The sequence below is a fragment of the Micromonospora sp. NPDC005305 genome (genome assembly GCF_040607315.1).
In the GTDB taxonomy this organism is placed as follows: Bacteria; Actinomycetota; Actinomycetes; order Mycobacteriales; family Micromonosporaceae; genus Micromonospora.
The window spans coordinates 109,166-122,256 of record NZ_JBEXGL010000008.1; the positions used below are offsets into that span (position 1 = coordinate 109,166).

14 protein-coding genes are annotated in these 13,091 nt (G+C 74.7%); 9 read left to right on the forward strand and 5 right to left on the reverse strand.

The annotated features are described in order from the left end of the window. Window positions 1–49: 49 nt before the first annotated feature. Complete coding sequence (locus ABZS80_RS16045; RefSeq protein ID WP_151462125.1) at window positions 50–817, forward strand: polyprenol monophosphomannose synthase; 768 nt, start codon at window positions 50–52, stop codon at window positions 815–817. Window positions 818–1,107: 290 nt separating this feature from the next. Here ABZS80_RS16045 and ABZS80_RS16050 read toward each other — a convergent pair whose 3' ends face one another. Continuing rightward, the gene (locus ABZS80_RS16050; RefSeq protein ID WP_355056432.1) at window positions 1,108–2,700 is read right to left on the reverse strand and encodes an NAD(P)/FAD-dependent oxidoreductase; all 1,593 of its coding nucleotides are present in this window, start codon (window positions 2,698–2,700) and stop codon (window positions 1,108–1,110) included. Between the two features lie 72 nt (window positions 2,701–2,772). Here ABZS80_RS16050 and ABZS80_RS16055 point away from each other — a divergent pair, with 72 nt between their 5' ends. Next, the gene (locus ABZS80_RS16055) at window positions 2,773–4,206 is read left to right on the forward strand and encodes an aldehyde dehydrogenase family protein (RefSeq protein ID WP_355056434.1); all 1,434 of its coding nucleotides are present in this window, start codon (window positions 2,773–2,775) and stop codon (window positions 4,204–4,206) included. A gap of 60 nt (window positions 4,207–4,266) precedes the next feature. Here the strand turns inward: ABZS80_RS16055 and ABZS80_RS16060 are convergent, their stop codons facing one another. Continuing rightward, complete coding sequence (locus ABZS80_RS16060; protein ID WP_355056436.1) at window positions 4,267–4,671, reverse strand: ChaB family protein; 405 nt, start codon at window positions 4,669–4,671, stop codon at window positions 4,267–4,269. Window positions 4,672–4,812: 141 nt separating this feature from the next. On the opposite strand from ABZS80_RS16060, the gene ABZS80_RS16065 reads away from it, so the two are divergent. The 4 genes from ABZS80_RS16065 (at window position 4,813) to ABZS80_RS16080 (ending at window position 7,172) form a co-directional block, all read left to right on the forward strand. Further along, window positions 4,813–5,790 carry a YihY/virulence factor BrkB family protein gene (locus ABZS80_RS16065; RefSeq protein ID WP_151462121.1) on the forward strand — a complete coding sequence of 326 codons (978 nt, stop codon included), beginning with the start codon at window positions 4,813–4,815 and terminating at the stop codon, window positions 5,788–5,790. A gap of 86 nt (window positions 5,791–5,876) precedes the next feature. After that, a complete protein-coding gene (locus ABZS80_RS16070; RefSeq protein ID WP_355056438.1) occupies window positions 5,877–6,293 on the forward strand; it encodes a DUF2795 domain-containing protein in 417 nt (138 codons plus the stop codon). Window positions 6,294–6,348: 55 nt separating this feature from the next. Next, window positions 6,349–6,810 carry an SRPBCC family protein gene (locus tag ABZS80_RS16075; protein ID WP_355056440.1) on the forward strand — a complete coding sequence of 154 codons (462 nt, stop codon included), beginning with the start codon at window positions 6,349–6,351 and terminating at the stop codon, window positions 6,808–6,810. Window positions 6,811–6,908: 98 nt separating this feature from the next. Further along, the gene (locus ABZS80_RS16080; protein WP_355056442.1) at window positions 6,909–7,172 is read left to right on the forward strand and encodes a hypothetical protein; all 264 of its coding nucleotides are present in this window, start codon (window positions 6,909–6,911) and stop codon (window positions 7,170–7,172) included. Between the two features lie 37 nt (window positions 7,173–7,209). Here ABZS80_RS16080 and ABZS80_RS16085 read toward each other — a convergent pair whose 3' ends face one another. Beyond that, window positions 7,210–8,448, reverse strand: a complete 1,239-nt coding sequence (locus ABZS80_RS16085; protein WP_355056444.1) for an MFS transporter — start codon at window positions 8,446–8,448, stop codon at window positions 7,210–7,212. Between the two features lie 177 nt (window positions 8,449–8,625). Here ABZS80_RS16085 and ABZS80_RS16090 point away from each other — a divergent pair, with 177 nt between their 5' ends. Beyond that, complete coding sequence (locus ABZS80_RS16090; RefSeq protein ID WP_151462117.1) at window positions 8,626–8,835, forward strand: hypothetical protein; 210 nt, start codon at window positions 8,626–8,628, stop codon at window positions 8,833–8,835. On the opposite strand, the gene ABZS80_RS16095 is transcribed toward ABZS80_RS16090, so the two are convergent. Continuing rightward, window positions 8,836–9,282 carry a hypothetical protein gene (locus tag ABZS80_RS16095; protein ID WP_355056446.1) on the reverse strand — a complete coding sequence of 149 codons (447 nt, stop codon included), beginning with the start codon at window positions 9,280–9,282 and terminating at the stop codon, window positions 8,836–8,838. Window positions 9,283–9,446: 164 nt separating this feature from the next. Here ABZS80_RS16095 and ABZS80_RS16100 point away from each other — a divergent pair, with 164 nt between their 5' ends. After that, window positions 9,447–9,809, forward strand: coding sequence for a DUF6401 family natural product biosynthesis protein (locus ABZS80_RS16100; RefSeq protein ID WP_355056448.1), 363 nt, complete (start codon window positions 9,447–9,449; stop codon window positions 9,807–9,809). A gap of 58 nt (window positions 9,810–9,867) precedes the next feature. On the opposite strand, the gene ABZS80_RS16105 is transcribed toward ABZS80_RS16100, so the two are convergent. Continuing rightward, window positions 9,868–10,731, reverse strand: a complete 864-nt coding sequence (locus ABZS80_RS16105) for a hypothetical protein (RefSeq protein WP_355056450.1) — start codon at window positions 10,729–10,731, stop codon at window positions 9,868–9,870. Between the two features lie 200 nt (window positions 10,732–10,931). Here ABZS80_RS16105 and ABZS80_RS16110 point away from each other — a divergent pair, with 200 nt between their 5' ends. Next, a complete protein-coding gene (locus ABZS80_RS16110) occupies window positions 10,932–13,070 on the forward strand; it encodes a SpoIIE family protein phosphatase (RefSeq protein ID WP_355056452.1) in 2,139 nt (712 codons plus the stop codon). Window positions 13,071–13,091: the final 21 nt, after the last annotated feature.

The following is a 13,091-nucleotide window of genomic DNA, read 5'->3' on the forward strand; positions in this document are numbered from 1 at the left end:
ACTGGCTACCCTCTCAGGTGAACCTGTCGGCCGACCGAGGATGTCCGTGATGATCGAACCCGTGCAGTTGCCCTCCCCGTGGCGCGACGCACGCCTGACCGTCGTCGTTCCGACCTACAACGAGGCGGGCAACCTCCCGGTGCTGGTCGAGCGCCTCCTCGCGCTGCCGCTGCCGGGGTTGAAGGTGCTCGTCGCGGACGACAACTCCCCGGACGGCACCGGGGAGGTCGCCGACAAGTTGGCCATCGAGCACCCGGACCGGGTGCTCGTGGTGCACCGTCCGGGCAAGGAGGGCCTCGGCCGGGCGTACGTGGACGGCATGGGGCGGGCGCTCGACGACGGCGCCGAGTACGTGGCGCAGATGGACGCCGACCTGTCGCACCCGCCGGAGGCGCTGCCCGGCATGCTCGGCGCACTGCTCTCCACCCAGGCCGGCGTGGTCATCGGCTCGCGCTACGTGCCGGGCGGCGAACTGGACGAGAACTGGCCGCTCTACCGGCGTGCGCTCAGCGGCTGGGCCAACCTCTACGTGCACACCCTGCTGCGGGTGCGGATCCGCGACCTGACCGCCGGCTTCAAGATCTGGCGGGCCGACGCGTTGCGCGCCATCGGCCTGGAGCGGGTGCAGTCCAACGGCTACAGCTTCCAGGTGGAGATGCACTACCTGGCCACCAAGCTGGGGCACACGATCCTGGAGGTGCCGATCCGCTTCGAGGAGCGCCGCGAGGGCGCCTCGAAGATGACCACCGCCACCAAGATCGAGAGCGCGCTGATGCCGTTCAAGCTGCGCACCCGGCACCGCAACCTGGACACCTGACCGGCGCTCGCCGTTCGCACGGACACTGGCCTCACGCTGCGTCATTGTGACGCAGCGTGAGGCTTTGTCGTCGGGCCACCGCGATCTCACACCGCCTTTGCTCTGCAGCCATGACCGCAGCACCCGTCCCACCTGCGCGGCGGGGAACACCCCGGCCGCCGCGCCGGCCGCCGGCCGACACCCTGCGTGACCGCTGCGTATGCGGCTGCAGAGCAAAGGCGGTGTGGGAGGGATGCTGGCCGGCGGGCGTCGGTCACCATCGGTGACGGGAAGCGAAGAATGCGCCCTGGTCAGCGGTAGACGCTGCGGTGAGCGGCGCCGATCACGCCCGCGTACAGGTCGCCGGTGAGCAGGCGGTCGCGGGCCAGGGCGGCCCGGGCGGCGTTCGCGCCGGGCGCGCCGTGCACCCCACCGCCGGGATGCGCCGAGGCGCTGGCCAGGTAGAGCCGGTCCACCGGGGTGTCCGCGCGGCCCAGGCCGGGGATCGGCCGCAGGAACAACTGCTGGTACGCGGCCGCGGTGCCGCCGCCCAGCGCGCCGCCGACCAGGCTCGGCTCGGCGGCCTCCAGGTCGGCCGGACCGGCCACGTGCCGCCCGACGACCAGCGAGCGGAAGCCCGGGGCGGCCTCCTCCAGCACCTCCTCCATCCGCTCCACGTGCCCGATGACGTCCTCGGCCCGCCAGTGCCGGCGGAACGGCAGGTGGGTGTACGACCACAGCGACTCGGTGCCCGGCGGGGAGTGGCTCGGGTCGGCCACCGACATCTGCCCCACCAGCAGGAACGGGTCCCGGGGCACCTCGCCGCGAGCCAGCGCCCCCGCGTAGGCGGTGAGCCCGTCCAGGTCGGCGCCCAGGTGCACGGTGCCCGCGCCGGCGACGGCCCGGTTCTTCCACGGCACCGGCGCCGAGAGCGCCCAGTCCACCTTGAGCGTGGAGCCGTCCCACCGGAAGTGCGCCAGGTCCTCGACCAGCCGGGGCGGCAGCGCCGCCGGGCCGACCAGGTCCAGGTAGAGCGCCGGGGCGGGGACGTCGGCGACCACCGCCCGCCGCGCCCGCCAGTCGGTGCCGCCGACGGTGCGCACACCCATGGCCCGGCCCCGCGCGGTGAGCACCCGGTCGACGCGGGCGCCGTACTCGATGCGGCCGCCCCGCTCGACCAGCCGGGCGACCAGCGCGTCGGTGATCCGCTGCGCGCCCCCCACCGGCACCGGCCAGCCCACCTGCTGGCCGAGCATGGCGAGCAGCCAGCCGTACACGCCGGACCCGGCCTCCTCCGGTGACAGGTCGGTGTGCAGGGCGCAGCCGGCCAGCAGCGCGGGCCCGCCCTCGCCGGCGAAGAGCTCCTCGCCGAGCTTGCGCACCGGCACCACGAGCCGGCGGGCGAGCCGCAGCGCGCCGGAGATCCGGAGCCGGCGCAGGAGGGTCAGCCCGCCGCGCACGGGCGGGAACGGACTCGTGATGGTGTCCAGCATCGGCTCGGCCACCTGGCACCAGTCGGCGTACGCGTGCCGCCACCGGTCGCCGTCGCCGGGGGCGAACGTCTCCAGGGATGCGGCGGTGGCGTCCAGGTCCCGGTTGACCACGGCCGCGCGCCCGTCGGGCAGCAGGTGGGCCAGCACGTCCGGGGCGTGGGTCCAGGTCAGCCCGTGGCGCTCCAGGCCCAGGCCGGCGAGCACCGGCGAGGCGTAGCCGAGGGGATAGAAGGAGCTGTAGAGGTCGCTGAGGTAGCCGGGAGCGGTCACCTCGGCGGAGCGCACCGCCCCGCCAGGGACCTGGGTCGCCTCCAGCACCAGCACGTCCCAGCCCGCGTCCGCCAGCAGGTTCGCGGCCACCAGACCGTTGTGCCCGGCCCCGATGACGACGGCGTCCGCGGTGGAAATCATCCGATCCGCCTACCCGGCCGGTTACCGGGCGAAACGCGTTTGCCTCGCCCGGGTCGGGGCATCCACCGCCGCATGTACACGGTTGCGCAGCTCATAGGTGGAGTCTGGGGTGCCGGGGGTTCGGGGGGCGAGCTGGTCGTACACGATCCGGCCGACGGTTCCCCGGTGACCACCGTGCCGGTGTCGACGGCGGACGAGGTGGCCAAGGCCGTCGAGGCGGCCCGGGGCGCGGCGGCGGAGTGGGCGGCCACCGCCCCGGCGGAACGGGCGGCGGCGCTGCACCGTGCGGCGGATGCGGTCGAGGCCGTCGCCGACGAGCTGGCGCAGGCCACCACGGCGGAGATGGGCAAGCCGCTGGACGACGCGCGCGGTGGCGTGGCGGCGGGCATCGGCACGCTGCGACAGTACGCCGAACTCGGCCCGGTGCGCGGCGGCCGGACCCTGCACGGCGCCCCCTCCGCGCTGGACTTCATGGCCCCCGAGCCGCGCGGCGTGGTCGCCGCGATCACCCCGTGGAACGACCCGGTGGCGGTCTCCTGCGGCCTGCTCGGCGCGGCCCTGGTCACCGGCAACGTGGTGCTCCACAAGCCCAGCGAGCGCACTCCGGCGACCGGCTGGCTGCTGGCCCGGGCCCTGGACTCGGCGCTGCCGGCCGGGGTGCTGTCGCTGCTCACCGGCGGCCCCGAGGTGGGCGCGGCGCTGGCCGCCCAGGAGGTGGACGTCGTCGCCCACGTCGGTTCCACCGCCACCGGCCGGGCGATCGCCGCCGCCGGCGCACGCACCGGCGCGAAGGTGCTGCTGGAGAACGGCGGCAGCGACCCCCTCGTGGTGGACGCGGACGTGGATCCGGTCTGGGCGGCCGAGCAGGCCGCGCTGGGCTGCTTCGCCAACGCCGGGCAGATCTGCGTCGCGGTGGAGCGGATCTACGTGCACCGGGACGTGGCCGAGGACTTCGTCGACGCGCTGGTGGAGCGGGCCGAGGCGCTCGCCGTGGGCCCGGGCCGGGACCCGGGGACCCAGCTCGGGCCGCTGGTCGACCGACGGCACCGGGACCACGTGCACGGGCAGGTCACCGCAGCGGTGGCCGAGGGGGCACGGCTGCGCACCGGCGGCAGCGTGCCGGACGGGCCGGGGGCGTTCTACCCGGCGACGGTGGTCAGCGACTGCCGGCACGAGATGGCGCTGGTCCGTGACGAAACCTTCGGGCCGGTCGCCCCGGTGGTCGTGGTCGACTCGTTCAGCGAGGGGCTGCGCTGCGCGGCCGACTCACCGTACGGGCTGGCCGCCACGGTGCTGACCGGCTCGATGAGCCACGCCCACCGGGCCTGGCGGGAGCTGCCGGTGGGCACCGTCAAGGTCAACGCGGTGTTCGGGGGCGCGCCGGGCGGCGCCGCGCAGCCGCGCCGCGGCAGCGGCCAGGGCTTCGGGTACGGCCCGGAGCTGCTCGACGAGTTCAGCACCGTGAAGGCGGTGCACATCGAGGCGCCGGGCGGCGGCCACTGGTGAGCGGCACGACGGGAGCCCGGGACCTGCGCGGTCCCGGGCTCCCGCGTCGTGGACGGCCGGTCAGCGGCCGCCGCGCGCCTTGCGGGTGGCGTTGTTGTTCGCCTTCTCGATCGCCTTGACCAGCTCGGGCTTGCTCATCCGGGAGCGGCCCGGCACGTCGAGCTTCTTGGCGACCTCCATGAGGTGCTCCTTCTTCGCGTTGGCGTCCACCCCGCCGGCCGTGGGGGCCCGCCGGGCCGGGCCGCCGCCGGCCGCCTGCCGGTCGCTCGGGCCCTTGCGCCCCTTCGGCTCCCAGTGGTCGCCGACCTTCTCGAACTCGTGCTTGACCGCGGCGAAGGCGGTGCGGTGCGCCCGCTCCCCCTCGCCGTACGTGTCGACCGCCGAGTCGTGTGTCTTCTCCCAGGTCCGCTGCGCCTTGTCCGGAGAGCGCTTCAGCGTGCTGGGCAGTACCTCGCGCCCGGGCATCTCGTCCTCCTCCGTCTCCGTGGGATCCTCTACCGATTCCCCCGCCCGTCCGGGGCAAACGGCGCCGGTTTGTCGAGTTCGCCCACCGGGTACCGCCCGGGCCACCTGCCGGAGGTGCGCCCGGCGGTGGAGGAGGCGGTCATGACGGCGACGACGGATGCGGCGGCCGGTGGCCGGCAGCGGGCCCGGATCCCCCGCCGCGTGCGCCAGTTGAGCTGGGCCACCTGGCGCGGGGTGCTGTTCCGCGCCGGGCGCAACTTCGTCAAGGACAACTGCGCCGACTGGGCCGCCGCGCTCACCTACTACGGGGTGCTGGCGCTGTTCCCCTCCACCATCGTGGTGGTCGCCCTGGTCGGGCTGGTCTCGGACGGGCCGCGCACCGTGGACACCGTGATCGACCTGGCCCGGGAGATCGGCGCCGGCTCGGTGGTCGGCAACGACGCGTTCGTCAGCGTGGTGCGCGGCGTCGTGGAGCAGCAGGGCCCGGCGAAGGTGCTGCTCAGCTTCGGTCTGCTCGGCGCCCTCTGGTCGGCCTCCGGCTTCATCGGCGCGTTCACCCGGGCCTCCAACGCGATCTACGGCGTCGAGGAGGGGCGGCCGTTCTACCGGCTGCGGCCGATGCAGATCGGGCTCGCCGCGGTGACGCTGGTGCTGTTCGCCGTGGTGGCCCTGGCGCTGATCGTCAGCGGCCCGGTCACCGACTTCGTGGGTGACCGGCTGCACGCCGGCGGGCTCACCCGCCAGGTGTGGACGGTGGCGAAGTGGCCGGTCCTCGCGCTGGTGGCGATGACCCTGCTGTCCCTGCTGTTCTGGATCGCCCCGAACGTGCGGCAGCCCCGGTTCCGCTGGCTCACCCCGGGCGGCGCGCTGGCCCTGCTGGCGTGGGTGCTGGCCTCGTTCGGCTTCGGCCTCTACGTGGCCAACTTCGGCTCGTACGACGTGACCTACGGCAGCCTGGGCGCGGTCATCGCCTTCCTGGTGTGGCTCTACCTGTCCAACTGCGCGCTCATGCTCGGCGTCCAGGTCAACGCCGAGCTCCAGCGGGGCCGGGTGATGCAGGCCGGCGTCGAGGACCCGAGCGAGCCGGTCCTGCCGCCGCGCGCCCCGGCCGACTCCTGACCGGCTTCGCCTGGTTCGGGGGCCGGTGACCGGCTCCATCGGCCGCCGCCGGTTTACCGGCGGCCCCCTCGGGCATGTCTGTCGCCATGGAACGTGGCAGCAGCAAGCACTCACCCAGGCTCGACGAGCAGATGAGCAGCGAGGTGAACGGCCTCGTCCAGGGGCCGGGCACCGGCGGCTCCCGGGTGGAGGAGCACCGCGTGCCGGAACCGGCCGGGGAGGACCAGCCCGAGGCCACCACGGCCCCGGCGGGCGAGCTGCGCACCGGCGCCCCGAAGGGGATGAGTTCGGAGGACGTGGAGGCCCGCAGCCGCCTCGGCCGCTTCATCACGATGTCCGCCCTCCCGGGCGACCGGGAGGCGCTGGTGGCCAACGCCCGGGAGAACGGGGCGCCGGACGACATCGTGGCGGCGCTGCAGGGCCTGCCCGAGGGCACCCGGTACCAGACGGTGTCCGAGGTGTGGGCCGCCCTCGGGAACAAGAACGAGACGACGCGCTGGTGAGCGGACCGGCCCACGGTCCGCGAGCAGACACCGGCGGGACAGGAGGAACGCTGACATGAGCGGAGTCATGGAACACGTGGACGTGTCCGTCCCGATCCGCACCGCCTACGACCAGTGGACGCAGTTCGAGGAGTTTCCGCACTTCATGGAGGGTGTACAGGAGGTCCGGCAGGTCTCCGACACGATGACCCACTGGACCGTCGAGATCGCCGGCGTGAAGCGCGAGTTCGACGCCGAGGTCACCGAGCAGTTGCCCGACGAGCGGGTGGCCTGGCGCTCCACCGGGGGCACCCAGCAGGCCGGTGTGGTGACCTTCCACCGCCTGGACGAGGGGCACACCCGGGTCACGCTGCAGATGGAGTTCGAGCCGCACGGCGTGGTCGAGAAGGCCGGCGACAAGCTGGGCGTGGTCGACCGCCGGACCAAGGGCGACCTGGCGCGGTTCAAGCAGTTCATCGAGCGGCGCGGTCAGGAGACCGGCGCCTGGCGCGGCACGGTCGACCGGCCGACCCCCTGATCGCCCCCGTACGCGAACCCCGATGGCCGCCGGCGCTCCGGCGGCCATCGCCGCGTCCGGGGCCGTTTGCGATCACCCGGCCCGGGTACGGCAGGGGAATGACCGACAACGACAGCCACGTGTGGCGCGACGAGGAACGCACCCCCCTGCACGAACTGGACCGGGCGATCGCCCGATCGACCCTCGACGGGCAGTCGGACGACGTGACCGGCAACGACGCCGGTGAGGAGGCCGCGTTCGGCCACGGCCCGGAGGCCGTGGACCGGGGTGCCGGCCCCGAGGCCGAACGGCGGGAGATGACCGACGCGGACCGGGCGTACCGGCCGTCGACCACCGGACGGGTCGGCCCGGACAGCATGTGAGCCCGCCCCGGGGCGCCCGGAGTGCGCGCCCCGGGGTTCAGCCGGCCCGGGACGCCGACCGGGCCTGACGGGCGCCGGCGGCGTGCAGGCCGACGAGCGCCACCGCGAGCACCACCAGCGTCGGGCCGAGCGCGGCCACCGAGACCCGGGCCAGCAGCACCCCCACCGCGGCCGGCACCAGAGCGGCGCCCAGGCCGGCCGCCCCGATCTGCAGGCCGATGGTGCGGTCCGCGTGGTCGGGGCCCACCCGTTCGGCCGTGGTCAGGGTGAGCAGCGGGAACACCGGCGCCGCCGCGAAGCCCACCACCAGCAGGCCGGCGACGGTCACCCAGCCCGGGGCGGGCAGCGCGATGAGCACCGCTCCCCCGGCCATGCCGAGCAGGCTGCCGCGCAGCACCCGGGCGCTGCCCAGCCGTTCCGCCACCACCCCCTGCACCACCCGCCCCACGAAGAGGCTCCCCCAGTAGCCGGAGACGCAGAGCCCGGCCACCACGGCGGAGAGGCCTCGCCCGTCGGTGAGCAACAGGAACGCCCACAGCCCGGTGGTCACCTCGATCGCCACGTAGACGGCGAAGGCGGCCCCACCCAGCCACACGGCCGGCAGCCGCAGCGTGGCGCCGATCGGGGTCCGCGGCGCGGCGCCGGCCGGCTCGCCGGGCACCACCTGCGGTGCGAGCGGGTCCGGGGGCAGGCTCGCGCCGGCCGGCGGGCCGGCGCGCCAGAGCCGCACCGTGAGCGCGAACGCGGCGGCCAGGGCGAGCTGGGCGGCGGCCACGAGGGCGTACCCCCAGCGCCAGCTCAGCCCGGCGCCGAGCACCGCGGTCATGATGAGCGGCCCGATGGCCACGCCGAGCCCGAAGAACGCGTGCATCCAGTTCATGTGCCGGGGACCGAACGCGCCGGCCGCGTACGCGTTGAGCCCGGCGTCGATCGCCCCGGAGCCGAGCCCGAGCACCAGCGCGAAGCCGACCATGACGGCGAGCGCGGGGGTGGACGCGTACCCGGTCAGCGCGACGCCGGCCAGCACGGTGCTGCCGGCGAGCAGCCAGCCGACGCCGAGCCGGGCCAGTACGAACCCGGCGAGCACGCTGGAGGTCAGGTAGGCCACGGTGCCCGCCGTGAGCACGACCCCGACCGCCTCGGTCGGCACCCCCAGGTCGCGCCGGATGGAGGGCCAGCCGACCCCGATGAGCCCGTCGGGCAGCCCGAGGCTGACGAAGGCCAGGTAGGCCAGGAGCAGCAGGGCCGGGCGGGGCGGAGCGGGGGCGCGGGACACGAGGCCCCATCCTGCCGAGCCGGCGCGGGCCCCGGTCGACCGGGCCCGCGACCCGTGACGGCACCCTCAGCCGAAACGACAAAAAGTGCGATACGGACGGTCGGGAAAACGGACAGCCCATCCAGAATCGGCCGAACGGCTGACGGCGATGCCCCTGCCCCGCGTAAGACTTTCGGGATGCAACAGGGCTCCGGTTTCCTCTCCCAGCGTCAGCGCCGCCTGGCGTGGCTCGGCTTCCTGCTCGCCGCGATCCAGGCTCCCGTCGCCGCCAAGCTGGTCGACGACAGCTCCTGGCTGTTCAGCCTCGTGGTGGCGCTCATGGTGGCGACCGTGATCGTCGCCGACGACGGCGTACGCCGCACGGCGCAGGCCCGCTCCTCCGACTGATCAGCCCTCGGCGGGGCGCGCCTCGTGCCCCGGCCGCCCCGGGCTGCGGCGGCGTTCCTTCATCTCCGCCTCGTAGAGGTGCCGCCGGCCGCCGACCAGCTCGTCGCGGGCCTGCCGGTCCAGCTCCCGGAAGAGCGCGTAGTACCCGTCATCGAAATCCTCGACGATCTGGAAGGTCCAGCGTCCCGCGATGACGTTGCGGCCCAGCAGGTCCCCCTCGACCCGCGCGGCCAGCTCGGGGTGCCCGGCGGAGCGGAACAGCTCCACGGCGTCGTCGAGCATCAGGTCGGCGTGCCCGATGAGCTGGTGCAGCGAGTAGAGGTGTCCCCGGGCCCGCTCGACGCACTCCAGGGCCTCGCTGAGCTTGCCCAGGGCCTCGACCGTGGCGTCGCTCACGCCGGCCGGCCGGCGGTGCGCCTGGTCCGGTCCGTCCACCTGCTGTCCCATTCCGTTCCTCCGCGGGGTCCCCTGCGCGGTCTGCGCGGTATCCCTTCTGCCCCGCGGCGCGCGGCTCAATCCCGCCGGGCGAGGCAGCCCATCGCCCGGACGACCCGGGCATCGGCCGGTCGGCCGAGGCCGCCCCGCTCCCGGCGGGGCTAGCCTCGGTCACCATGCGTGTGCCGAACAAGCGGGTGGCGACCCGTTCCGCGGCGGTGGCCGCCAGGTCCAGCCTCACCACGCTCACCGCTGCCGTCGGCACCGCCGGCCTCGCCGCGGCCGCCGCCAACCCCGGCCTGCTCGCCGCGGTCGACCAGCACGCCGCCGCCGTCCGCGACAGCCTGCACGGCGACCGCCGCCCGCTGACCGTGGCGACGCTCGCCGGGTACGTTGAGGGTGTGCGGGACGCGGCGCGGGAGCACGGCTGGGAGCCGCCGGTCGAGCCGGTCGACTGGTCCGAGCCGGACTGGCTGCTCACCCGCCTGCTGGCGGTCTGCCTGCTGACCCGCGCGCTGGACCCCCGCGACCTGGCCTGAGACACGGCGGAGGGTGCCCGCGATCGCCCCGCGGACACCCTCGTCGCACCGTTGTCGCTCAGCCGTTCGGCCGGCGGAACTGCTGGGTCTCGTCACCCACGTTGCCGGACCGGTACGTGCCCTGCGCCCCGGACATCGACGACTGCGGCGTGGCCGGGCTGGGCTGGCCGCCCCGGTCGGCCATCTGCCGCTCGTAGTCGCTGCGACCGGCGCCCTGCGCCTCCCGCTGCTGCTTGATCGCGCGGGACTCCTCGGCGGCCCGGTCGAGCCACCGGTCCCAGCGGGCCTGCATGGGCTTCACCAGACCACCACCCACGCCGATGATCAGGATGCCGGCGATGGTGCCGAGGAACGCGATGAGCACCGGCGTGGTGACCGTGGTGGCGATGCCCACCTGGTTCAGCGCGGCGATCACGCCGAGCGCCAGGATGAAGACCGCCGTCAGGTCGGCCAGCACCCGGCCGTACGAGAGCCCACCGAGGGCGCCCGAGACCAGGTCCCGCACCGCGTTGGCGATGGCGGCGGCGATGACCACGATGACGATCGCCACGAAGGCCCGCGGCAGCCACGAGACCACGCCGCGGATCAGGTCACTGATCGCGTTGGGTCCCCACACCCCGAAGGCGAACTGCAGGGTGAACAGCAGGACCGCGTAGTAGGCCAGTTTGGCCAGGATGTCGCTGGCGTCGTACCTCGTGCGTTCGAGCGCGCGTTTGATGCCGCCGCGTTCGACGGCTCGGTCGAATCCCACCCGTTCCAGTGCCGCGTCCACGATTTTGAGGACGGCTCGGGCGATGAGCCAGCCCACCACGAGGATCGCGATGAACGCGATGGCCCTCGGGATGAAGAGCAGCACCGACCTCCAGAAATCGGTCAGGGCGTCACCGATGTCGGCCTGCCCGACCGCGAGGGTTTTCGGCATGTTGTCCCTCCTGTCGCGTGAACTGCGCCGCCCGCATACCCGGTCGCGTCGGCAGCACGCCGGGCCAACCCGGGGCAATTTCCCGACATGACCGGCCGAACCATCCCTGACCTGCACCAACACCCGGGATCGGGCCAGTCTGCGGCCGACGCGCGCCCGTGATCGAAACCTGACCGCCAGGCTCCGGTTAGGCTGCGGTCATGCCAGGCACCGTCGGGCGGGTCCCCACGCCATCAGCCCCCACCCCGGGAGCGGGCGCCGGACCGGGCGCGACCGGATCCGGCGCGGCCACCGCCCTGGCCCACCCGTGGGCGGACACGCCACTCGGCCCGCCGGACGGCTGGGATCCGGCGGTCCGCGCCGTGGTCGACCTGGTGCTGGCCTCCCCGGTGCCGATGGCCCTGCTCTACGGCGAGGACCTGGTCCTGCTCTACAACGACGGGTACGCGGAGCTGATCGGCGACCGGCACCCGGCGGCGCTCGGCCGGCCGGCGGCGGAGGTGTTCGCCGACCTCTGGCACGACCCCGGCGCCGGGGAGGTGGTCACCCGGGTCTACCGGCGGGGCGAGCCCTACCTGGAGCGGGAGGCGGTGCTGCCGGTCGACCGGCAGCATGCCGGTCCCGCCGAGCCGGCGGTGTTCACCCGCGGCTACTCCCCGGTCCGCGACTCCACCGGGCGGATCATCGGCGTGCTCACCGTGGCGGCCCAGACGACCCAGGTCACCCAGCAGTTGCAGAGCCTGAGCGACTTCGCGGCGGCGCTCTCCGGGACCCTCACGCTGGACGACGTCGCCCGGGTCACGCTGCGCTACTGCCTGCACTCCTTCGACGCCGACCGGGTCTCGTTCGTGGTCGACGAGGGCCCCGCCTGGCGGATGGTCCGCCGGGTCCGGGGCGAGCTGCTGGACGAGGCCGACGAGCGGCTGCCGCCGCTGTGGCGGCGGCTGCCCGCCGACTCGGCCTTCCCGATCGCGGTGACCGCCCGCAGCGGCGTGTCGTCCTTCGTCACCGACGGCCAGCCGCTGCGGGACACCGCGGCGGACCGGCACGACCAGAAGGTCCGGGCGCTCGCCTCGCTGCCGCTGCGTTCGACCGTGATCCGCGGCGCGCTGACCGTCGGCTACCAGGCCGCGCATCCGTGGTCACCGGCGGAACGGGCGCTGCTCGCCGCCTCGGCGGAGCTGGTCGGCCAGGCCGCCGAGCGGGCCCGCCGTTTCGAGACCCAGCACGGCACCGCCCAGCTGCTGCAGCGCAGCATGCTCCCGGAGCAGCTGCCCGACCTGCCCCGGCTGCGGATCGCCGCCCGCTACGACCCGGGCGTCGACGGCAACGCCGCCGGTGGTGACTTCTACGACGCGTTCGTGCTGCCCACCGGCGCGCTGGGTGTGGTGCTGGGTGACGTGGCCGGGCACGACGTGCAGGCCGCCGCCCGGATGGGCCAGGTCCGCGCGGCGCTGCGCGCGTTGGCCCTCTCCGATCCCCGGCCGGACGCGGTGCTCGGTGGCCTGGACCGGCTGGTCGCCAGCCTGGGCACCGAGGGGGGCACCCACGAGCTCTTCGTGACCGTGGTGTTCGGGGTCATCGAGGCCGACCGCGAGCGGGTCACCCTGGCCAGCGCGGGCCATCCTGCGCCGCTGATCCGGCGGAGCCCCGCCGAGGGCGACCCGGTCGCCGAGTACGTCGAGGTGCCGCCCGCGCCGCCGCTGGGTCTGGGCGGCCGCCCGCGGACGGTCACCGTGCCGTTCCGCCCCGGCGACACCCTGCTGCTGTTCAGCGACGGGGTGGTCGAGCGGCGCTGGCAGGATCTCACCGCCGGCCTGACCGGGCTGGGCGCGGCGGTGACCGCCGCGAGCAGCGGCGACCCGCGGGCGCTCTGCGCGGTGGCGACCGCCGCCGTTCCGGGCGCCACCGAGGACGACGTGGCCGTGCTGGCCGTGGAGCACGCGGTCAAGCCGAGCCGGTCGGCCGGCATGGAGGTGCCGGCCGAGCCGACCGCGCCGAGCCGGGTCCGGCACTGGATGACCGCCCAGCTCACCGACTGGCAGGTGCCCGAGGCGGTGGTCGGCGCGGCGGTGCTCTGCACCAGCGAGCTGACCACCAACGCCCTGCTGCACGCCGGCACCGCCGCCCGGGTCGAGATCGACCTGAGCCCGGAGCGCCTGCTGGTCTCGGTCGCCGACTCGGGCACCCGCGGTCAGGTGACCCGGGCGCAGACCGACACGCTGAGCAGCCGGGGCCGCGGCCTGGGGCTGATCGAGGAGCTGAGCGACGCCTGGGGCACCGACCCCACGGTGCGCGGTTCGACGGTCTGGTTCGAAATCCTCATCCCGGCCGGGTGAGTCGCGCGTCGGGGGCGACCC